The sequence below is a fragment of the Brevundimonas sp. SS2672 genome (genome assembly GCF_059579685.1).
On record NZ_CM184201.1, the window covers coordinates 1882327 to 1901706 of the forward strand.

22 protein-coding genes are annotated in these 19380 nt (G+C 69.0%); 3 read left to right on the forward strand and 19 right to left on the reverse strand.

The genetic code is table 11. The features are described 5' to 3' along the window. Positions 1 to 4: 4 nt before the first annotated feature. Entirely contained in the window at positions 5 to 2779 is a 2775-nt protein-coding gene (gyrA, locus tag AC52GN_RS09560) for a DNA gyrase subunit A (protein ID WP_496526873.1), read from the reverse strand. A gap of 168 nt (positions 2780 to 2947) precedes the next feature. On the opposite strand from gyrA, the gene AC52GN_RS09565 reads away from it, so the two are divergent. Continuing rightward, entirely contained in the window at positions 2948 to 3514 is a 567-nt protein-coding gene (locus tag AC52GN_RS09565) for a superoxide dismutase family protein (RefSeq protein ID WP_409450046.1), read from the forward strand. Positions 3515 to 3520: 6 nt separating this feature from the next. Here the strand turns inward: AC52GN_RS09565 and AC52GN_RS09570 are convergent, their stop codons facing one another. Further along, the gene (locus tag AC52GN_RS09570; protein WP_496528798.1) at positions 3521 to 4477 is read right to left on the reverse strand and encodes a DMT family transporter; all 957 of its coding nucleotides are present in this window, start codon (positions 4475 to 4477) and stop codon (positions 3521 to 3523) included. 74 nt (positions 4478 to 4551) lie between these two features. Between AC52GN_RS09570 and AC52GN_RS09575 the strand changes: the two genes are divergently transcribed. Further along, positions 4552 to 5130: a nucleoside 2-deoxyribosyltransferase domain-containing protein gene (locus AC52GN_RS09575; protein WP_496526874.1), complete on the forward strand. Its 579-nt coding sequence runs from the start codon at positions 4552 to 4554 to the stop codon at positions 5128 to 5130. Positions 5131 to 5194: 64 nt separating this feature from the next. Here the strand turns inward: AC52GN_RS09575 and ssb are convergent, their stop codons facing one another. From ssb to AC52GN_RS09640, 13 genes are all read right to left on the reverse strand, one after another. Then, a complete protein-coding gene (gene ssb, locus AC52GN_RS09580; protein ID WP_291776212.1) occupies positions 5195 to 5689 on the reverse strand; it encodes a single-stranded DNA-binding protein in 495 nt (164 codons plus the stop codon). Between the two features lie 87 nt (positions 5690 to 5776). Further along, a complete protein-coding gene (locus AC52GN_RS09585) occupies positions 5777 to 6196 on the reverse strand; it encodes a hypothetical protein (RefSeq protein ID WP_291776214.1) in 420 nt (139 codons plus the stop codon). A gap of 5 nt (positions 6197 to 6201) precedes the next feature. Then, positions 6202 to 6870, reverse strand: a complete 669-nt coding sequence (locus AC52GN_RS09590; RefSeq protein WP_291776216.1) for a hypothetical protein — start codon at positions 6868 to 6870, stop codon at positions 6202 to 6204. Between the two features lie 79 nt (positions 6871 to 6949). Then, a complete protein-coding gene (locus AC52GN_RS09595) occupies positions 6950 to 9664 on the reverse strand; it encodes an NHL repeat-containing protein (RefSeq protein ID WP_496526875.1) in 2715 nt (904 codons plus the stop codon). A 243-nt stretch (positions 9665 to 9907) separates the two neighbouring features. Next, the gene (locus AC52GN_RS09600; protein WP_496526876.1) at positions 9908 to 10732 is read right to left on the reverse strand and encodes a flagellin; all 825 of its coding nucleotides are present in this window, start codon (positions 10730 to 10732) and stop codon (positions 9908 to 9910) included. Between the two features lie 135 nt (positions 10733 to 10867). Further along, positions 10868 to 11149 (reverse strand): flagellar protein FlaG, encoded by a 282-nt coding sequence (locus AC52GN_RS09605; RefSeq protein WP_338578393.1) that lies wholly within the window; start codon positions 11147 to 11149, stop codon positions 10868 to 10870. A 92-nt stretch (positions 11150 to 11241) separates the two neighbouring features. Next, on the reverse strand, positions 11242 to 12030 hold the full coding sequence (locus tag AC52GN_RS09610) for a flagellin (protein WP_496526877.1): 789 nt from the start codon (positions 12028 to 12030) through the stop codon (positions 11242 to 11244). 209 nt (positions 12031 to 12239) lie between these two features. Beyond that, a complete protein-coding gene (locus tag AC52GN_RS09615) occupies positions 12240 to 12449 on the reverse strand; it encodes a hypothetical protein (protein ID WP_496526878.1) in 210 nt (69 codons plus the stop codon). Position 12450: 1 nt separating this feature from the next. Further along, positions 12451 to 12873 carry a hypothetical protein gene (locus tag AC52GN_RS09620; protein WP_496526879.1) on the reverse strand — a complete coding sequence of 141 codons (423 nt, stop codon included), beginning with the start codon at positions 12871 to 12873 and terminating at the stop codon, positions 12451 to 12453. Continuing rightward, positions 12870 to 13253 (reverse strand): M15 family metallopeptidase, encoded by a 384-nt coding sequence (locus AC52GN_RS09625; RefSeq protein WP_496526880.1) that lies wholly within the window; start codon positions 13251 to 13253, stop codon positions 12870 to 12872. Before AC52GN_RS09625 ends, AC52GN_RS09620 begins: the two co-directional genes overlap by 4 nt. Next, a complete protein-coding gene (locus AC52GN_RS09630; protein WP_496526881.1) occupies positions 13250 to 13537 on the reverse strand; it encodes a hypothetical protein in 288 nt (95 codons plus the stop codon). Before AC52GN_RS09630 ends, AC52GN_RS09625 begins: the two co-directional genes overlap by 4 nt. Continuing rightward, positions 13534 to 13719 carry a hypothetical protein gene (locus tag AC52GN_RS09635; protein ID WP_496526882.1) on the reverse strand — a complete coding sequence of 62 codons (186 nt, stop codon included), beginning with the start codon at positions 13717 to 13719 and terminating at the stop codon, positions 13534 to 13536. The genes AC52GN_RS09630 and AC52GN_RS09635 overlap by 4 nt, the downstream gene beginning before the upstream one ends. 5 nt (positions 13720 to 13724) lie before the next feature. Next, complete coding sequence (locus tag AC52GN_RS09640) at positions 13725 to 15212, reverse strand: DUF2793 domain-containing protein (RefSeq protein ID WP_496526883.1); 1488 nt, start codon at positions 15210 to 15212, stop codon at positions 13725 to 13727. Positions 15213 to 15437: 225 nt separating this feature from the next. On the opposite strand from AC52GN_RS09640, the gene AC52GN_RS09645 reads away from it, so the two are divergent. Continuing rightward, positions 15438 to 16385, forward strand: a complete 948-nt coding sequence (locus AC52GN_RS09645) for an endonuclease/exonuclease/phosphatase family protein (protein WP_496526884.1) — start codon at positions 15438 to 15440, stop codon at positions 16383 to 16385. Here AC52GN_RS09645 and AC52GN_RS09650 read toward each other — a convergent pair. From AC52GN_RS09650 to AC52GN_RS09665, 4 genes are read right to left on the reverse strand one after another with little or no spacing between them, the layout of a single operon-like run. Continuing rightward, positions 16366 to 17574 (reverse strand): CCA tRNA nucleotidyltransferase, encoded by a 1209-nt coding sequence (locus AC52GN_RS09650; protein WP_496526885.1) that lies wholly within the window; start codon positions 17572 to 17574, stop codon positions 16366 to 16368. The two genes, AC52GN_RS09645 and AC52GN_RS09650, sit on opposite strands and share 20 nt — an antisense overlap. Next, positions 17571 to 18245 carry a CoA pyrophosphatase gene (locus tag AC52GN_RS09655; RefSeq protein ID WP_496526886.1) on the reverse strand — a complete coding sequence of 225 codons (675 nt, stop codon included), beginning with the start codon at positions 18243 to 18245 and terminating at the stop codon, positions 17571 to 17573. Before AC52GN_RS09655 ends, AC52GN_RS09650 begins: the two co-directional genes overlap by 4 nt. Beyond that, positions 18242 to 18808 (reverse strand): DUF1285 domain-containing protein, encoded by a 567-nt coding sequence (locus AC52GN_RS09660; protein WP_496526887.1) that lies wholly within the window; start codon positions 18806 to 18808, stop codon positions 18242 to 18244. The genes AC52GN_RS09655 and AC52GN_RS09660 overlap by 4 nt, the downstream gene beginning before the upstream one ends. Positions 18809 to 18856: 48 nt before the next feature. Continuing rightward, positions 18857 to 19369, reverse strand: coding sequence for a GNAT family N-acetyltransferase (locus tag AC52GN_RS09665; protein ID WP_496526888.1), 513 nt, complete (start codon positions 19367 to 19369; stop codon positions 18857 to 18859). Positions 19370 to 19380: the final 11 nt, after the last annotated feature.

Sequence of the window (19380 nt, forward strand, 5' to 3'; positions counted from 1 at the left end):
AGGATCAGCTCTCGCCGCCCTCGACCGCCGGGGCGTCGCCTGCGTCGCCGTCTTCATCGTCGCCGCCGGAATCGGCCAGACGCTCGACCGAAACGACCTTCTCGTCCTTGCCGGTGCGGAAGATGGTCACGCCCTGGCTGGAGCGGCCGACGATGCGGACCTGGCTGACCGGGGTGCGGATCATCTGGCCGCCGTCCGTGACCAGCATCAGGTCGTCCGACTCCTCGACCGGGAAGGCGGCGGCCAGACGCGTGCCCGCGCGTCCGCCCAGGCCATGGGCCGTCAGCCCCTGCCCGCCACGACCCGTGCGTCGGTACTCATAAGCCGAGGACCGCTTGCCGAAGCCGGTTTCCGTGACCGTCAGGATGAACTGCTCGGCCGCGCCCAATTCGGCGATGCGCTCGACAGACAAGGCGGCATCACCGGCGTCCTCGTCATCCGCATCGACCGTGACGGCTTCGTCTTCTGCGTCGGCCCCGGCCAGCGCCTTGCGCATGGCGTTGGCGTGTTTGACGTAGGCGGCCCGCTCCTCCGGCGACGCATCCACCCGGCCCAGGATGGCCATGGAGATGACCTCGTCCCCGTCCTGCAGGCGGATGCCGCGCACACCGGTGGAGTCGCGTCCCTTGAACACGCGCACGTCGTCGGCCTTGAAGCGGATGGCCCGACCCAGCGCCGTGGTCAGCAGCACGTCGTCCTCGGCCGTGCACAGGCCGACGCCGACCATGCCGTCGCCGTCTTCCAGCTTCATGGCGATCTTGCCCGCGCGGTTCACCGTGGCGAAGTCGCTGAGCTTGTTGCGGCGCACGTCGCCCGACTTGGTGGCGAACATAATGTCGTAGTCGCCCCAGGTCGCCTCATCCTCGGGCAGGGGCAGCACGTTCATGATGCTGTCGCCCGGCTCGATCGGCAACAGGTTGACGAAGGCCTTGCCGCGCGACTGCGGATTGCCCAGCGGCAGGCGCCAGGTCTTGAGCTTGTAGGCCTTGCCGTTGGTGGCGAAGAACAGGACCGGCGTGTGGGTCGAGGCGCTGAACACGCCGGTGATGGCGTCCTCGTCCTTCATCGACATGCCGCTGCGGCCCTTGCCGCCGCGATGCTGGGTCCGATAGGCGTTCAGCGCCACGCGCTTGACGTAGCCGCCGTGGGTGACGGTCACGACCATGTCCTCGCGCGGGATCAGGTCTTCGTCCTCCATCTCGGCGTCGCCTTCGCCGATGAGGGTGCGGCGGTCCACGCCGAACTGCTCCCTGACCAGCAGCAGGTCTTCGCGGATGATGGCCAGGACATTGGCGCGGTCCGACAGGATGGTCAGGTGGCCCTGGATGGTGTCGGCCAGGCTGCGCGCCTCGCCGAAGATGTCGTCGCGGCCCAGACCCGTCAGACGCGACAGCGTCAGGGCCAGGATGGCGCGGGCCTGTTCGTCGGTCAGGCGGATCTTGTCGCCTTCCACCAGCACGGTGCGCGGGTCGGCGATCAGCTCGACCAGGGCCATCATGTCCCCGACCGGCCAGGCCTTGGCCTGCAGGCGTTCGCGCGCCTCGGCCGGGTCGGCCGAGCTGCGGATGATGTGGATGACCTCGTCGATGTTGGCGACGGCGACGGCCAGACCGACCAGGACGTGGCCGCGGTCGCGGGCCTTGGCCAGCTCGAACTTGACCCGGCGGACCACCACCTCCTCACGGAAGTCGAGGAAGGCCTCCAGCAGGGCGCGCAGGCCCATCTGCTCAGGCCGCCCGTGGTTCAGCGCCAGCATGTTGACGCCGAATGAGGATTGCAGCGCCGTATAGCGATACAGCTGGTTCAGGATCACATCGCCCGAGGCGTCGCGCTTCAGCTCGATGACGATGCGCATGCCCAGGCGGTCGGACTCGTCGCGGACGTCGGCGATGCCTTCCAGACGCTTCTCACGCACCATTTCAGCGATGCGCTCGATCAGGGTCTGCTTGTTCACCTGATAGGGCAGTTCGGTGATGATGATGGCGTCGCGATCCTTGCGGATCTCCTCGACCGAGGCCTTGCCGCGCACGATGACCGAGCCGCGCCCGTCGCGCAGCGCATTGCGCGGGGCCGTGCGGCCCATGATCTCGCCGCCGGTGGGGAAGTCCGGCCCCGGCACGATGTCCAGCAGGGCGTCGTCCGACACGTTCGGATCGTCCAGCAGGGCGACCGAGGCGTCGATCACTTCACGCAGGTTGTGCGGCGGGATATTGGTCGCCATGCCGACGGCGATGCCGCCCGCGCCGTTGACCAGAAGGTTCGGAATCCGCGCCGGCAGGACGACGGGCTCCAGCTCCTTCTCGTCGTAGTTCGGCTGGAAGTCGACCGTGTCCTTCTCGATATCGGTCAACAGGGCCACGGCGGCCGGGGCCATCTTGGCCTCGGTGTAACGCATCGAGGCGGGCATATCGCCGTCGACCGAGCCGAAATTGCCCTGGCCGTCGACCAGCATCAGACCCATGGAGAAGTCCTGAGCCATGCGGACCAGGGCCATGTAGACCGAGGCGTCGCCGTGCGGGTGGAACCGGCCCAGCACGTCGCCGACCACGCGGGCGCACTTCGAATAGGCGCGCTCCGGCGTCATGTTCAGGTCGTGCATCGAATACAGGATGCGACGATGCACCGGCTTCAGGCCGTCGCGCGCGTCCGGCAGGGCGCGGCTGACGATCACGCTCATGGCGTAGTCGAGGTAGGAGCGTTTCAGCTCATCCTCGATGGTGATGGTCGAAATATCGCCCGGCGCCGAGGGGGCGGCGTTATGATAGCTGTCGTCGGTCAATGAAATCAGGCTTTAAATGGCCGGAATCGGAACGTGATCCGCTGTTCCGGTTTCTATCACCCGGGGGCCGTGGTGGCAAAGAAACGCCGCTGAAATCCCCATGTCGAAAAGGACTGGAAAGCCATGCGTTTAGCCACTTCGAAACTGATCGTCCCCAGCGCCCTCGCCATGGTGCTCGTCGCCGGGGCCGCCTGCAGCCAGAACCCGGCGACGCCGCCGGCTTCGGAGGCCGCGCCCGCAGCCCCGGCCGAGGCCGCCGAGCGTGCTGCGCCGGGCCAGACGGCCCAGGTCTCCATCCTCAACGCCCAGGGCGCGGAAGCCGGCAAGGCCACCCTGACGCAAGGGGCCACCGGCCTGCTGATCAAGGTCGAAGCCACAGGCCTGACGCCCGGCTGGCACGGCATCCACATCCACGCCACGGGCCAGTGCGAAGCGCCCTTCACCTCGGCCGGCGCCCACATCAATCACGGCGATCCCCAGAAGCCGCACGGCCTGCTGAACGCAGAGGGTCCGGACGACGGCGACCTGCCTAACGTCTTTGCTGACGCGAAGGGCGCGGTGAACGCAGAAGTCTTCACCACCCACGCCCGCCTGGCGGACAAGGGTCCGGGCCAATGGCTGCTGGACGACGACGGCTCGGCCCTCGTGATCCACGCCAACGCCGACGACCACTCCAGCCAGCCGATCGGCGGCGCGGGCGACCGCGTGGCCTGCGCCGTCATCAAGGCGCAGTAAGCAACCTCAAACCTTGGCGGGAGCGCCGGCGCGCAGGCCGCGCTCCCCCAAGGCCACCGTCACCACGCCCAGAAGGGCGATCGCCACGCCGGTCAGGATCTGCGACGTCAGCACGTCGCCCATGAACAGCCAGCCGATCAGGATGGACACCAGCGGCGAGCCCAGCAGATAGGGCGTCACCCGCCCGGCCTCGCGCCGCTGCACCAGCCAGAAGACCAGGCTGGTGGCGAACACCGACGAGATCAACCCGGCCCACAGCAGCGTGCCCCACACCAGCGGCGTCGCCGCCCTGGCGGCCTCCCACTGGCCGCTCTCGAACAGGGCAGAGCCCAGCGTCAGCGCCGGAAAGGCCATCAGCGCCAGCAGCCCCTGCATCTTCAGCGGCGGAATGGAGGTGGTGCGCCGCGCGATCACCGTCGTCAGCGCCCAGGCCGAAGCGCCCAGCGCCCCCACCAGAATCGCCTTCCAGTCCTGCAGCGCATGAGGATCCAGCGTCATCCACGCCACGCCGAGGAAGGCGATCACCAGGCCGATCGTCGCCATCCTCGAAATCTTCTCGCCCAGCAGCAGGAAGGCGAACAGCGACGTCAGCGGAATCCACAGTTGGGTCGAAACCGTCACCGGGCTGACGTCATTGGCCAGCCAGAAGGCCAGGTAGATCAGGCCATAGTGGATCGGTCCGCCCACCACGGCGATGATCAGCAGGCTTTTCCAGTTCGGAAACGGCGGCCGCACGAACCAGACCAGGCAGGCGGCGGCGATGGCGAAGCGCAAGGCGCCCGTCATCAGCGGCGGCAGCACCTCGGTGGCGACCTTGGCGGCGGCGTTGTTCACGCCCCAGATGACCAGAACGGCCACGATGGCGGCGATCTCGAGCGGCGTCAGCGCGTGCGGGGATGAGGATGAACTGGACACGCCTCCATGCTTGCCACAGGGCGCGACCTTTTGCCTCTCACGAAGCATGACCACAGGTTACCCTGCCATCCCCCTTGGCCGTCGCCCCTGCCTCGCCCGCGCGAACCCGCTATAGAAGCACGATGAAGAGCCCTGCCCTGTTGTCCGCCCTACTGTCCTCCCTGGCCGTCCTGACCGCCGGCATCGCCGCCGCGCCCGCGACGGCCCAACCAACGGTCGTGATCTCGCCCCAGCCCCTGCCCATCGACGACGCCCGGCCCCGCGTCTTTCTGGGCGGCAGCATCGACATGGGCGGCGCGCCCGACTGGCAGGCGGCGCTGATGCGCGCGCTGTCGGACATGGACGTCACGGTCCTGAACCCGCGCCGTCCCGACTGGAACCCCGCCTGGCGGCCCGAGGCGGACGAGCCCGAGTTCCGTCGCCAGGTCGAGTGGGAGTTGGCCGCGCTGGAAAGCGCCGACGTCATCGTCATGTATTTCGCGCCGGGCACGCAAAGCCCGATCAGCCTGCTGGAAATGGGCCTGCACGCGCGCGGCGGAAAGCTGATCGTGCTGGCCCCCGAAGGCTTCTGGCGCAAGGGCAACGTCGACATCACCGCCCGCGCCTATGGCGTGCGTCAGGTGCAGACCATGGACGAACTGACCGCCGTCGTCCGCCAAGCCCTGGCCGACGCCGCCGAGAAAGGCCGCTTCGCGCGCTGAACGCCCAAAGAAAAGGCCGCGCTCCAGGTGGAGACGCGGCCTTCATGATCTGATTGAGCGAACCTTAGAACGGAATGTCGTCGTTCAGGTCGTAGCTTTCCTTCGGACCCGAGGGCTTGTTGGCGCCGCCGGTGGAGAAGCCCGAGGAATAGTCGTCGTCGCGACCGCCGCCGTAGCCGCCGCGATCACCGCCGCCCTGGCTGTCGCCGCGGCCGCCCAGCATGGTCAGCTGGCCGTTGAAGCGCTGGATGACGATCTCGGTCGTGTACTTCTCGACGCCCTGCTGATCGGTCCATTTGCGGGTCTGCAGCGAGCCTTCGACGTATACGGTCGAGCCCTTCTTCAGATAGTTCTCGGCCACCTTGACGATGTTGTCGTTGAAGATGACCACCGAGTGCCACTCGGTCTTCTCCTTGCGCTCACCGGTCGCCTTGTCGCGCCAGGTCTCCGAGGTGGCGATGCGCAGGTTGGCGACGCGGTCGCCGTTGTTCAGAGAGCGGATTTCCGGGTCGCGACCCAGGTTGCCGACCAGAATGACCTTGTTGACGCTGCCCGCCATGACCGATGTCCTTTATTCGTCTTGTCGTCCGCTCCTTAGCCGAAACGGACGAGATGTTCTAGTTTCGTTCACCCCACGCGGGGTGGATTAGTTCGGGGCCACGGCGATCGGGCGGCCGTCCATCTGACGCTGGATGGCGCCGGGAATGGCCAGACGGCCGTCGCCGGTCCGCGCCAGGGCGAAGAACCGCGGACCGTCCAGGCTCTTGCTGAATTTGACGCCGGTGCGGTCGATGAAGATGAACTGCCCCTGATAGGCGCCGACCATCTCATTGTTGCTGCCGCCCATGCTCAGGAATTTCAGGCGCATCTCTTCCAGCCGCGCGGCGCAGAACTCGATCTGCGGCTGGTCGCGCGCCACCACGTTGAAGCGAGGCGCGCCGCCGGCCGGTTCGCCGACGTGATAGCAGACGCCCTTGTCCGAGGGGGCCTGAAGCTGAGGGGCGCTGCAGGCCGCCAGGGCGGCCGATCCCAGCACGACGGCCAGTCCGATGAGGGAAAAACGCATCCTCGTCACAGCTCCGGGAACTGGCAGTTGCGGTCCTGCTGGGCCAGGGTGCGGAAGCGGTTGTTGTCGGTGGACTGCTCCACGCGACGCGGCACCAGCCGCAGGGTGGTGTCGCCCCAGCGACCGTAGTTCGCCTCTCCAGGGCGCACGCAGGTGCCCGAGTAGAGAGCCTGGACGCAGGCGGCCAGGCTCATGTCGCCCGACACCTGACGCCATTCGGAGCCGGTGTGGCGCAGGCAGGCCGTGCTCGAGCCGCCGGTCGCCGGGCGCGCGGCGCCGGCGTCGCCGCCCTGGCCGGCCGAAGGCGTTTCCGCCAGGGTCACGGCCGGAACCTCAGGCGGAGGCGCGAAGGACGCCGTCGGCGCCGCGACCAGCGAGCCGGTCGAATCCAGGCCGACGTCCAGGGCGCTGGTGGCCACGCCGTTCTTTCGCGCACAGTCGGCCAGGGTGGCCAGGCCGACGAACTGTCCATCGACGAAGCAACGCAGTTCGCGCGTCGGCTCCAGCGTGGGCGCCTCGGCCACGTCGATGGTCAGGCCGCCCTTGGAGGCCGGCGGCGCCTCGACAGGTCCGCCACGCCCGCCGCTGAAGACCAGGGCGGCCGCCACCGCGCCGACCACGGCCAGGCCGGCGCCGACGATCAGGACCGTGCGATTGTCTTTGGAAAGGGCCATGCAGCTCTCAACGCTAACGAAGGCCCCACTAACCCCGTCCGCCCCACGGCCGTCAACCGAAAGCGCCCTTCACCCCGGCTTAGCCTGTGAGTCGCGCCAGCGCAGCCTGGTAGTTGGCCAGTTGAGCCTGGAGATAGGCGGGCGCCTGGCCCTTGATCGCCGGTTTCGACGCCTCGGGCGACAGGGCGCGATAGGCGTCGCGCATGGCCTTGATCGCCAGTTGCACCTGATCCTTCGCCTTGGCGATGGAATCGGCGTCCGACAGATTGAGCAAGGGCGACAGATCCACGCCGAAAGTCTTCATCTTGTCGTCGGCCGTCTTGCCGATGAAGCCCGGCGTCAGGCCGAGGCCCGCCAGGGCGTCGCGTCCCGCTTCGCCCGGAGTCAGCACGGCTCCGGCGCGTCCGTCGGCACTGGTGATCGACAGACGCTGAACGCCGCCGCTGGTCACGCGGGTGTCGCCGTCCATGCCGGTCAGATAGTCGCGATCCGTCTTGATGGTGACCTTGAGGTGACGACCCGAGGCCATCTCGATCTTGCGCGCCAGGGACTGAAGCGTGTCCTTGGCCTCGATGGTCACGGCCGTCTGCCGGCCCGTCGCGGGATTATGCACATAGAAACGGTCGCCGGCCCGAACCGCCGTGGCGTCGACCAGGGCCTTGGACTGACTCTGATCGATCTCGCCCTGCGGCAGGCCGAGCCGGTCCAGCACGCTGGCGCCGCCTGACGACACCGTCAGGGCCAGAGGCCTGGCCTGACCTTCAGCCGCCGTCCAGGTCTGGGTCCACTCCACCTGGCCGGTCTCGACATCCAGCCGCGCCAGATAGCCGCGCGAAGGGTCTTCCGTCTTGGCGCCGATGGCGCGATCCGAAATCCCGGTCAGCCAGACCTTGCCCTCATGCACCTTGACGTCGGCGGCCGTGTCGTCCCCCTCGCCGCCGTAATAGGTCAGGCGATCGGCGCCCGAGGCGGCCAGGTCCGTGGACAGCGTGGCCACGAAGGCGTCCTGCCCCCCGGCGTGAGCATTGGCGATCTGCCCCGCATTCAAGGCGCCGTTGCGCGTCGCGCCGGAGACGATCAGCCGTCCGTCAGCCACCGCCAGTCCGGCGATCTCGCCGCCCGAGGCGGAGCCCAGATCGCGAACGCCCAGCAGCTCGGGTGCGCCGGTCGGACCGATGCGGAAGTGACGCAGCACGAAGGCGCCGTTCTCGATCCCCGCCGTATAGAGGTTGTCGCCGTCGACGGTCATGGCCTGGACGTTGTCATCGCCCGCCGTGCCGAACTGGGCCGCGCCGGTCGCCGTCGCCGTGATCGGCGCCAGACTGTGAACCTGGCTTTCGCTGAAGGCCTGGACGTAACCGTCCCAGCCGCCCACCGCCAGGGCGCCGGGCATGGCCGACCTGGCCCGACCCGCCACATAGACCCGACCGTCTGCGCCGAAGGAGACGGCCGTCGCCTCGTCTTCGGCCCGGGCGCCGCGCCTCTGGGTCCACTGCTCGCGGCCGTCAGCATCAAAGACGGTGACGAAGCTGTCCGCCGTCGTGGCCGAGGCGCCGGCCTCCCCCGGAACCAGGGCGCCGACGACGGATCCGGCCACGGCCACCCGCCCGTCCGCATCCACGGCGATGGCGTAGCCGCTGGCCTTTGAGGCCGCGCCCAGCGCCCGGCTGACGACCACATTGCCGGCCGAATCCAGCTTCATCAGGACGACGTCCGCCTGTCCCTTGATCGGCTGGGTCGAGGAGCCGACGCTGACATCGGCCACGATCCACATCGAACCGTCTGGCCCGGCCGCGCTGGCCCGCACCGTCTCGACGCCGTCGGGCAGGCTGGAAACGCCGCTGCGCCCTTCGACCCAGAAGCTCTCGCCCGAACCCGCGACCGGATTGCCGTCGGGATCGAACTTAAGGACCTCGTGCCCGCCCTTGCCGCCGACGCCCTGAACCACCTGAATCGAATCGCGAGCCTCGGCGGGCGCGAAGCTGATCGTCTCCACCGAGGTTCCGCTGACCGTCAGGCCCCAGCGCGTGGGCCCGGCCGGCAAGGTGATGGTCTTGTCGCCCGCCTTCACCGTGCGCGGTTCCGCTTCGATCATCTGGCGATGGATGCGCGTCTGCACGCCCGCCGCCTCAAGCTTGCCGTTGATGTGCTGAAGCACGGCGTCCATCGTCCGCGGGGTCGTCCCCATCTCGGCCAGGTCGATGTCGACCGTCTGGCTGCCCGCCATCGTCTTCACCGTGACGCCGAAACGCACGTCGCCCTGGAAGGCGGCGACCTCATCGGTCAGGGCGCCGTCGTGGATCGGACCGGTCAGATACTTGGAATTGTCTCGCGCGACGGCCGCGGTGGACTGGCTCTGGGTCGCGGAGACGCCCTGGACGACACGCACGCCGTCGAACTGGGCCGACGTCAGGAAATCCTTCACCTCGGCCATGCCCGAGGTGAAACGGCGCGACAGCTGTTCTGATTCGAGCCGCCCGACCCCGCGCTCGCCTGCCCGCGTCGCCAGCGCCTCCAGCATCGTCAGGCCCTGATAAAGGGCGAAGATCTTGCGATAGTCGCCCGATGAGGCGCCTTTGACGTCAAGGACGGCGTTGTCCTCGTTGACCAGCTTGCGGCCGCTCAGGGCCGAGCGCAGCAGGTCCGACTGGGTCGGCTTTTCCTTGCTCCCCAGGGACCAGGGCGCCGTCGGCTGGGTTTTGGGCTTGGGCGCGGGCGCAGCCGCCGGCAGGCCGCCGGAACCGATTCCGACGCCGAAAAGACCGAGCAGATAGCTGTTGTTGATCGCCGCCACGCGCACCTCCGCCCGGCAGTGTCGCCCGCCACGGTAACAAACTGTTTAACAGTCGCCAGGAACCGCCGCACAGCGCCCTCGTTCTCCGCCTCGCCACAGCCGAGGTGAAACCATGTCACGCGTGCGCTGGATGTTGATGAGGCTGATGAGCCTCTACGGCCTTATTCCCCGACCGACCCGCCGTCGGCCGCCGCCCCTGTCGCTGGGACACGGCGCGCACCGGAGGCTGGGCTAGGGTCGCGATCAGCCCTTGAACAGCGACAGGATGATCTGCGGCGCCTGATTGGCGATCGACAGCGCCTGCGCGCCCAGCTGTTGCTGAACCTGCAGAGCCTGCAGGCGCGCGCTTTCGCGCGCCATGTCCGCATCGACCAGGTTGCCGACGCCGACCTCCAGCGAGTCCATCAGCTTGGTGACGAAGATCGTGTGCTTCTCGATCTGTTTCGACTGGGCGCCCAGTTCAGCCAGCCTGGCGCTGGCGTCGGTCAGGGCCGTCTCGACAGCCGTCAGAGCCGCTGTGGCGTTGGTTTCGTCCGTCAGATCGAGACCGGTCAACGACAGTCCGGCCAAGGTGAGGTCCTGACGATTCATCGAAATCGTTTCGGAGGCGTCGGCGTTGGCGAGGAAATCCAGCGCCGTCGTCGAGCTTCCATCGAGGATGTTCTCGCCGTCGAACGAGGCGTTGGCCGCGAACGACCCCAGCGACGTCAGCAGGGCCTGGAACTCGTCGTCATAGGCCTTGCGCGTCGCGACGGAGGCCGACGGGTCCGCCGCAGCCGTCGCCTTCTGGCGCAGTTCCACCAGGATGTCGGAAATCTGCTGCCCGGCCGCCAGGGCGACATCCGCCAGGGAGGTGGCGCGATTGAGGCTGGTCTTGACCGATTCGAGCGCGCTCATGTCGGCGCGCTGGTTCTGGGCGATGGCCCAGGTCGCGGCGTTGTCCTTGGCGCCCTGCACCTTCAGGCCCGTGTTCACTCGGCTCTGGGTGGCGGCGAGCTTGGGATTGGTGCTGTTCAGGTTCTGAAGCGCGATCAGCGCCGACGCATTGGTGATTACGCTGTTGGTCATGGCTTTCTCGCCTCAGATCCGATTCTGGCGAGTATTAATGACGCTGATTCCTGAGCGTATGGTTAACGCGTCCGCAACGCCTGTTAACGCCGCCCGGCGTCGCCGAGGAGCGTCGGGCCGTGAACGCCGGGCGTCTCAGGCCTCGGTCTTGATGATCTTCCCGACGTCATAGGCCGGGCTCTGGCGCAATTTCAGCACCTCTTCGCGTGGGAACTGGCGGATCACCTCGCCCGTCACGCGATCCAGCGTCTTGTAGACATAGCCGGTCGACTCCCGCTCGATCGTCAACCGGTACCGCCCCGCCTCCTCGGTGGCGTCCGGCGCCCCCTGAACGACGGACTGCGCCTCGATCACGGCGCCCTGCGGCTCGCGATCCAGGTAGGTTACGCTGGGAACGCCTGCGACATTGTCAGCCATATCCTTCCGCGCGGACCTGCCGCGCCTCCCGTCTCAAACGATGCGAGAAAAGGGGCGAGCCACAGGCCCGCCCCTTCCCTAACCGCGTCGGATTAGCGGAACAGGCCCAGCAGGATCGAGCTGGACTGGTTCGCGATCGACAGCGCCTGCACGCCCAGCTGCTGCTTGGTCTGCAGAGCCGTCAGGCGGGCGCTTTCCTTGGCCAGGTCGGCGTCGACCAGGTTGCCCACGCCGACTTCCAGGGCGTCTTGCAGCTTGCCGACGAAGACATTCTGACGCTCCAGCGACTTGGACTGGGTGCCCAGGGTCGCCAGGTTGCCGGTGAAGGTTTCGATGGCCGTCTGGATGTCGTCGGCGGTGGCGTAGGTGCCGGCCGTGACGCCCGAGGTGACGGCGGCCGCGAAGCCCACGTCATAGGTCGAGGTCGATTCCAGACCCGTGCGGACGGTCGTGACCGCGCCGGCCGAGAACAGGTTGATGCCGTCGAACGACGCGCCCGCGATGGCCGAGTCGATTTCGCCGACCAGAGCGTCGTAGTCAGACTGATAGGCCGTCTCGGCGGCGCTGCCGGCCTCGACGGTTTCCAGGGCGACGGCGATGTTCTTCAGTTCCTTGAAGGCTTCGACGACAGTGTCGCCGGCCGCCAGGGCGACATCCACCAGCGACTGGCCGCGCGCGACGGAGTTCTTGACCGCGTCCAGCGAGGCGATGTCAGCGCGTTGGTTGGTGGCGATGGCGAAGATCGCGCCGTTGTCCTTGGCGGTGGAGATCTTGAAGCCAGTGTTCACGCGGTTTTGCGTGACGGTGAGGTCACGGTTGGTCGCGTTCAGGTTTTGCAGGGCGATGAGAGCCCCAGCATTCGTGTTGATGCTGTTAGCCATTTTGGCTGTCCTTTGTCTTCGACGATGTCCGACGCCATTTTGGCTGCCGGGAGCTTTCTGCTCGGGTATTCCCGTCGCAAGGCGCGGGCCAGCCGGGTTGACGCTCGAAATTGACCTATCTGTTTGTTTTTTCAGAAATATATTCTTGGCAGACACTCTCATCAGCCCGGCAAAATCTGCCGACCGCCTCCTGACCCGGCGTTTTTTGCCTAGTCGCCCGGCAATATCGTTCCGGCTGCGTCACGGCCGTCGGCCCAGGCGTCGATCAGAACGCGCTCGGCCTCCAGCGTCTCGACAGCGAGACGCCGGGCGGCGTCGCAACGGACCAGGTCTGCGCCGCGCCGCACATAGGCCGCCTCTAGGTCCGCCGCCGTGGGTCGTTCAGGCAGCACGGCCAGTTCGCAGGGCCGCGTCGCCATCTCAGCCAGGATCAACCGGGGCGGCGCAACCGGCGACGGCGGGCGAGAGGCGGCACAGCTCGCGATCATGCCCGCGCAGCCGCTCAGCGCGAGCAGGGTCCAGAGGCGTTTCGGCGTCATCGGCGATCCTCGCTTTGGTTTCAGCCGCGACGGTCGCTTCCGTCACAGCCAGGGTGTTGCGGTGAAAAGCGTCGAGGCTCTCGATCTGGCGGCCGCGCGCGGCGGCCTCCAGACGGCGTGCGGCCGCTTGGGATCGGGCTTGCTCCAGGCGCTGTTCAGTCGCCTCCAGCCGACGCGCCTGCAGACGCAGCGGGTCCCAGCGAAGGCCGAGACCTCCGCCCAGAGCCGATAGCAAGGCCGCGACCGCCAACGCCGCCGCCAGCCAGCCCAGCGGCGTCAGGGCGCGAAACACGCGCCCGCTCATGGATAGGCCCTCCGGTCCAGTTCGAAGTGCGGCCCATCGCGCAGCCGCGGCCAGTCTCCGCCCCAGATCAGGGGCGTGCCGGCGGTGGCGGCGGCGGCCTTGAACGCTTCGGCGATGCGCGGATACAGCGGCCAGTCCCAGCGGACCTGACCATCGACCCAGGCCGCCACATCCACCGCATGACCGGTCAGATGACGCGAGTTCAGCGTCCGGCTGGCCCCGGCCCGCACCAGCTCCGCCTGGCGCGCGGACGTCCGCAGCCCCTCCGTGACCATGAAGTCCACCGACGTCCAGCCGATCGCCGCCTCGACGACGGCGACCAGATCGGGATGGACGCCTCTGAGCCGCTCTCGCGACCGTTGCGACAGGTGGAAGGTCATGGCCTGCCCCCCGCACGCAACCGCGCCAGATTGACGATCTGCTGTGCGCTGGGCGCCACCAGATAGAGCAGCAGCATCAGGGCGATCAGTCCCATCAGCCCTTCGGCGATGCGCGGCAGATCTGCGGCCGTCGCCCGCGTCACCGCCAGCCGCAACAGCTGCCACAGCGCCAGACTGGCGGCATAGACATAGAGGCGTCGCCACAGCCAGCGGCCCTCGGCCAATTCCACGGCAGGGGGTTCAACCAGCACGCCGCCCGGCTCGTCCCTGTGGTCAGGCGTCATCGTTCATCCTCCGGATCATGAGGCGCGGCCGAGCTTCGCCAGTCGCTGCCCAGGTGGTCGAAACAGTCGTCGGCCGAGAGGCGCTCGGGCGCGGCCCAGGCCTCCTCGTCCAGAAGCGGCTCCAGTTCGCCGAGCGACATGGGCTCCTCGGCGTCGATGATGCGGTGCAGATGTCGGATCATGGCGCTCACCCGATCGCCGTCAGCCAGACCACGCCGGCCGCGCCCTGGCCGCCGGCGCCCGCCGCCGTCACGCCTGCGCCTCCGCCGCCTCCGCCGCCGCCATGAAGGCCGCCGGCTCCTCCCGCATGGCCGGCGCCTGAAGCCTGAGCGCCGCCGCCCGAGCCGCCGCCTCCGGCCCAGTGCAGGTCCGGCCATGGCGCCGCCTGTCCCGCCGCGCCGGCCGTCGCGCCGCCTGCGCCGCCCGCCGCTCTCAGCAGCAGCATCGCGCCGGCGCCGCCTGCCCCTCCCGGCTGCGCCGCATTGGCTGCGCTGAGACCGCCGCCCGCGCCGCCTCCGCCGGCGCCGTCCGGACGCGCCGCCGCCTGCCCGGCCCCGCCGGCCGCCGAGACGGAAGAGGCTCCGCCCCCGTTGGAGGCCGGCGCGCCGCCGCCGCCCGCGCCGCCGGTCCCCGACGCCGCAGAACCTCCCGCGCCGCCGCGACCGCCTTCGCCTGTCAGCAGAGTCTGGGCGCCGGTCTTCACCAGGCTCGCGCCGCCCGCCGCGCCCCCGGCGCCGGAGCCGACGCCCCCGGCTCCGCCCGCTCCGACCGTGATCGTCAGCGCGCCCGACAGATTCACAGCCGGCCACAAGGCGGTCATGACGCCGCCCGCGCCGCCGCCTCCGCCTCCATGCCGGACGGCGCCGGACGCTCCGGCCAGACCGGCCCCGCCTCCGCCGCCTCCGCCCACGCAGACGACCTCGATCCAGCGCGCCCAGTTCGGCGGGGTCCAGCTTCCAGAGGTCATCAGCACCGTCGTCTCGCGGCGCGTCGCGCCCTGGCCGAACCAGGCGCGGCCCGTGCTGCGGTCGATCCGCAGCGCCTCATGCCAGGCGCCGCCGTCGGGACTGACCTTCAGCCGCAGGTCGTCGTCGCCGACCAACCCCAGCTCCGCCCGGCCGCCCCAGCCGCTCTGGAACAGCAGAGACAGGACGTCGCCCGCCGTCTGCTTGTTGAAGGTGAAACGCAGATCGCCGTCGCCGCCGCTCTCGCTCTCCAGCGCGGTCCACAGCGCCTTGTTGGCCCGCACGGCGACGACGTTCGTCGCGTCCGCCGTGGTGTTCACGCCGAGACGGGTGATCTGCTGGATCTCTTCGGGCAGATCGAAGGACAGTGGCGTCCAGACCCCTGCGCGCCGGACCAGAATCTCCTCGCTGTCGAGAACCACGACCAGCTGGCCGTCCGGCGCGGGGATAGGCAGCCAACCGCCCCGTTCATGCCGCAACAGACTGTCCGCCGGGTGCCCCTCCCACTCGGCGCCGGTCGCCCCGTCCGGCAGGATATAGAGCACCCCATCGGCCGGATCGGCGGGCTGATCGCTGACCGTGCGGCTGGCCACGGCGGTCTGGATCAGGGCGTCCAGACGGGTCAGGGCCTCGTTCAGGGTCACGTGTTTCTGCAGCTGTCCGGCCGCCAGATAAGGCAGGCCCAGCCGCGCGCTGGCGTCATCGCTCATGGCGGTCTCCAAAGGTTGAGACCGCAGTCTGATCAGGCGACGAGCCCCGGCGCGTCGATCCGCTCGAGTTCACGCCAAAGCCGGGAATTTTCAGGGATTGGCTGCATCAGGCGCGCTATCGCCCTGCGCCGCGCCCGCGCATTTGGACGCACGAAGCCGCGCTCGACAGGTCCGGCGCCGACGCGCTAACCGACGCTTCCCCACGCGTTCACCGAAGGTCGCAGCATGACCCTGACCCAGGCCCTGATGCGACTGGCCGCCCTGGCCCTTCTGGCGCCGCCCGGCCTCATCGCCGTCTCCGCGCTCAGTTGCATCGGTCACCGCCTGCCCGACCTGCTGACCCAGTTCACCGCACCCGCCCTGGTTGCGACGCTGGCGCTGTGCGGCATCTTCCTACTGTTCAGACTGTGGGACATGGCCGCCCTCGGCGCGGGCTTGGCGGGGCTGCTGCTTCTGGCCGTCTGGCCGCAATGGACGCCTGAGAAAGGCCGCCCCGCTGGGCCGGATACTCTGACCGTCTACTCCGCCAACCTGTGGGCGCGGAACGAGGACGTGGCGGCCATCACCCGCTCCATCGAACAGGCCGACGCCGACGTGGTCATGCTGATCGAGCTGGGCGACGCCCCGGCCGCGCAACTGGACACGATCCTGACCGCCTATCCCCACCGCATCAGCACGCCGCGCAAGGATCGGCCCAGCGGCGCCGCGCGCTCGGTGATCGCCTCGCGTCTACCGCTGCGCCGTGTGCGCGACGCCGACGGTCAGGGTCTGGCGGCCCTGGTCGCCCAGTTCGAGACGCCGCTGGGGCCGATCAGCCTGATCGCCGTCCACATGACTCGGCCCTGGCCCTTCCAGCACCCCTACGGCCAGATCAGTCAGGCGCAGCGCCTCGCCGGACTGCGCGCTGGGCTGGAGGGGCCGGTCGTCGTGGCGGGCGACTTCAACAGCGTCTCCAGCGGCCGCATCGGTCGTCAGATCAAGGCTGAGACGGGCCTGATCCCCGCCCCCGCCTGGCCCGGCACCTGGCCCTCAGCCCTGCCCGCCTTCCTCGGCATCACCATCGACCACGTCTGGCGCTCGCCTGATCTGGCCCTGGTCGAGCGGCGGCTGGGCCAGAAGACGGGTTCGGACCACCGCCCGGTGATCGTGCGCCTCAGCCGGGCCGAGCCATAAGGGCCTTCAGCCGCGCCTCATGTCCGTTGTCGGGGAAGTCATCGGCGATCCAGCTCTCTTCAAAGGCCTTGAGCAGCCGCCCCGTCTGCGGTCCTGGTTGAAGACCCAGTCGCGCCAGATCCTTGCCCCCGACCGGCAACTTCGGCGGCGACCAGTTCGCCGCCAGCGTCAGCAGGCGTTGCACCGTCCCGGCCTCCGCGCCCGCCGCCCATACGCGATAAAGCCGATCCTCGACCGCCTGACGCCCAGCGCGCCAGACGGCGGCGCGCGCATCGGCCTCGCTCATCGCCGGATCAATCTGTTCAGCGACGACCTCGGCCAGCCGGTCCCTCTGGGCGTTCGACAGCCGCAGCCTCAAGGCCGCCGCGCGCACCGCCTCCGCGTCCTCCGGCAACAGCGCTGACAAACGCAGCACCGGGTCCGTGCTGACCCCGACCATCGCCTCGAACAGCGTCAGGCTTTTCGGCTGCGGCATAACCCGCCCCAGCACCCCCGCCTGATCCATCAGCCGCACCGCCGCGCGCGGATCGGGCGCGGCCAGCAGCTTGAGCAGTTCCTTCGACACCCGCTCGGCCGACAGCCGTTCGACCCCTTCGGCCAGAGCGGCACAGGCTTCGACCGCCGCCGCATCCGGCGCCCCGCGCCCGTACCAGGCGAAAAAGCGATAGAAGCGCAGGATGCGCAAATAATCCTCGCGGATGCGCTGTTCCGGCTCGCCGACGAAGACGATCCGTCCGGCCAGTGCGTCCTCATACCCCGCGCCCGTCGGGTCGAGGATCAGCCCGTCCGCATCGGCATAAAGGGCGTTCAGTCGGAAATCCCGCCGCGCCGCATCTTCGGCCCAGTCGTCGGTGAAGGCGACCGTGGCGCGGCGCCCGTCCGTCGACACGTCCCGGCGCAGGGTGGTGATCTCGAACGGCTGGCGCTCCGATATGGCCGTCACCGTACCGTGCTCCATGCCGGTCGGCACGCTCTTCAGGCCCGCCGCCTTCAGCGCCCGGACCACCGCCTCGGGCGTCAGGACAGTGGCGATGTCCACATCGTCGATCGGGGCGCCCAGCACGGCGTTGCGCACGCATCCGCCGACAAAACGGGCGCAGTCCGTCCCGCCCGCCGCCGCCAGCGCCGCCATCACCGCCTGCGTCGCGCTGGCCGTCAGCCAGTCCTGCCCTGAAAGGACGCGGCTCATTCCACACGCTCGGTCGCGTCAGCCTCGGCGGCCTGATGCGGCGCGGCCTCCTCGCCATAGAGCCGGTTGAACAGCCCCTTCAGAATGCCCGCCGTCACGCCCCAGATGTAGCGCTCGCGATAGGGCATGGCCCAGAACCAGCGGCGCGGCCCGTTCTCCTGATCGTAATAGTCGCGGCGATGATTCACCGGGTCCATCAGGAAGTCCCACGGCGCCTCGAACACTTCGGCCACCTCGGCGGGCGACGGGGTGACTTCGGGCGGCGTCGTCAGCCAGCCCACCACCGGCGTCACCAGAAACCCTGTGCCCGTCTCATAGGGATCGCCCAGCCCCAGCGGTTCGACCACGGCGGGGTCCAGCGCGATCTCCTCCCACGCCTCACGCAAAGCCGCGTCCAGCGCCGTCTCGCCCGGATCGAGCCGTCCGCCCGCAAAGGCGATCTGCCCCGTATGGCTGGCCAGACTGTCGGATCGCCGCGTCAGCAGCACGCTGGGGCCGTCTTCGCGCGCGATGATGGGGATCAGCACCGCCGCCGGTCTCAGCTTGACCTTCGGACGGCTGAAATCAGGATTCAGGTCATAGTCGGACCGCACCGCCGCCCGCTCGGGCGACCACGCCGACACCGGGTCCAGCCGCTGTTGCAGCCGGGCCTTCAGCCCGACACAGGTCAAAGCCCCGCCCCTTCCGGCCCCAGCGGGAACGCCACGCCGCCCGACCGCACGACCAGACGCCCGTCCGCCCCCTGAGCCCGCTCGACCAGTTCATAGAAGACCGGCCGGGCGATCCGCGCCCACAGATCGCCGCGTACATGAACGCGCGGCGCCGGCTCGCCCGTCGTCGCGTCCGTCTCGACAATGATGGCGTGGTCGGGACCGGCGACGGCCTCGTCGCCCTGATCTGTAGTGAAGACCAGCGCCGCACCGTCTTCGCGCACCGCCACGGCGCGGAACGGCAGATCCTCTACCGCAATCTTCAGCTTCTCGACCGGCGTGACCAGATGATAGCCGTCCGGGTCTTTCCTCAGCACCGTCGAGAACAGCCGCACAAGCTCAGCCCGTCCGATGGGCGAGCCTTCATGCATCCACACCCCGTCGGCGCGGATAAGGATGTCGATCTCGCCGCAATGTTCAGGATGCCACAGATGCACGGGCGGCAGTCCCCGTCCCGGCGCCTGACGCGCGGCCTCGGCCACGCTGGCCAGACCGGAGCCGGACGATGTCGGTGGGTTCGTCATGTCTGAACTATGGGACGCGTCGCCCCGCAAAGGAAGGCCGCGCCCGGCTCAGAGATCGGCCCGAACCGTCCCGACCGACGCCGTCTCGGTGAAGGGCAGCCACATGACCCGGCGCTGATCCACCGGCCCCGGCAACACGGCGTCGGGCGCAGGCACGAACCCGAAGCGCGAGAAATAGGGCGGATCGCCGACCAGCAGGATGCCGTCCAGCCCCAGCGTCTTCGCCTCTTCGATGCAGGCGCGCACCAGTTCGCCGCCCAGTCCGGTGCTCCGGCTGGCCTTGTCCACGGCGATGGGGCCCAGAAAGACCGAACGCGCCTCGCCCGCCATGATGGACCACAGCCGCACCGAGCCGATCAGGCGGCCGCCTTCATACAGACAGAACCCGGTCGTCAGCGGCGCGCGCTCGCGCAGCCGCTCGGCCGTCTTGGCGAAACGACCGGGGCCGAAGGCGGCGATGACCAGGGCGTCGACGGCGGCCGCATCGGCTGTCGTCTCACGCTTGATCGCCCCCGCGAACTGCGGGTCGTCAGGCGGGGCGGAGGCGGGCGCGGCGTTCATGCGCGGCCCCT

What these genes read in the sequence shown, in the direction of transcription:
- AC52GN_RS09585 (WP_291776214.1), bottom strand. Translation starts at nt 6,196, where the DNA reads ATGCGTTTTTCCCTCATCGGACTGGCCGTCGTGCTGGGATCGGCCGCC.
- AC52GN_RS09650 (WP_496526885.1), bottom strand. Translation starts at nt 17,574, where the DNA reads ATGAGCCGCGTCCTTTCAGGGCAGGACTGGCTGACGGCCAGCGCGACG.
- AC52GN_RS09610 (WP_496526877.1), bottom strand. Translation starts at nt 12,030, where the DNA reads ATGGCTAACAGCATCAACACGAATGCTGGGGCTCTCATCGCCCTGCAA.
- AC52GN_RS09635 (WP_496526882.1), bottom strand. Translation starts at nt 13,719, where the DNA reads ATGATCCGACATCTGCACCGCATCATCGACGCCGAGGAGCCCATGTCG.
- AC52GN_RS09590 (WP_291776216.1), bottom strand. Translation starts at nt 6,870, where the DNA reads ATGGCCCTTTCCAAAGACAATCGCACGGTCCTGATCGTCGGCGCCGGC.
- AC52GN_RS09630 (WP_496526881.1), bottom strand. Translation starts at nt 13,537, where the DNA reads ATGACGCCTGACCACAGGGACGAGCCGGGCGGCGTGCTGGTTGAACCC.
- AC52GN_RS09565 (WP_409450046.1), top strand. Translation starts at nt 2,948, where the DNA reads ATGGTGCTCGTCGCCGGGGCCGCCTGCAGCCAGAACCCGGCGACGCCG.
- AC52GN_RS09600 (WP_496526876.1), bottom strand. Translation starts at nt 10,732, where the DNA reads ATGACCAACAGCGTAATCACCAATGCGTCGGCGCTGATCGCGCTTCAG.
- AC52GN_RS09620 (WP_496526879.1), bottom strand. Translation starts at nt 12,873, where the DNA reads ATGAGCGGGCGCGTGTTTCGCGCCCTGACGCCGCTGGGCTGGCTGGCG.
- AC52GN_RS09645 (WP_496526884.1), top strand. Translation starts at nt 15,438, where the DNA reads ATGACCCTGACCCAGGCCCTGATGCGACTGGCCGCCCTGGCCCTTCTG.
- AC52GN_RS09615 (WP_496526878.1), bottom strand. Translation starts at nt 12,449, where the DNA reads ATGGCGACGCGGCCCTGCGAACTGGCCGTGCTGCCTGAACGACCCACG.
- ssb (WP_291776212.1), bottom strand. Translation starts at nt 5,689, where the DNA reads ATGGCGGGCAGCGTCAACAAGGTCATTCTGGTCGGCAACCTGGGTCGC.
- AC52GN_RS09605 (WP_338578393.1), bottom strand. Translation starts at nt 11,149, where the DNA reads ATGGCTGACAATGTCGCAGGCGTTCCCAGCGTAACCTACCTGGATCGC.
- AC52GN_RS09665 (WP_496526888.1), bottom strand. Translation starts at nt 19,369, where the DNA reads ATGAACGCCGCGCCCGCCTCCGCCCCGCCTGACGACCCGCAGTTCGCG.
- AC52GN_RS09625 (WP_496526880.1), bottom strand. Translation starts at nt 13,253, where the DNA reads ATGACCTTCCACCTGTCGCAACGGTCGCGAGAGCGGCTCAGAGGCGTC.
- AC52GN_RS09660 (WP_496526887.1), bottom strand. Translation starts at nt 18,808, where the DNA reads ATGACGAACCCACCGACATCGTCCGGCTCCGGTCTGGCCAGCGTGGCC.
- AC52GN_RS09575 (WP_496526874.1), top strand. Translation starts at nt 4,552, where the DNA reads ATGAAGAGCCCTGCCCTGTTGTCCGCCCTACTGTCCTCCCTGGCCGTC.
- AC52GN_RS09640 (WP_496526883.1), bottom strand. Translation starts at nt 15,212, where the DNA reads ATGAGCGATGACGCCAGCGCGCGGCTGGGCCTGCCTTATCTGGCGGCC.
- AC52GN_RS09570 (WP_496528798.1), bottom strand. Translation starts at nt 4,477, where the DNA reads ATGCTTCGTGAGAGGCAAAAGGTCGCGCCCTGTGGCAAGCATGGAGGC.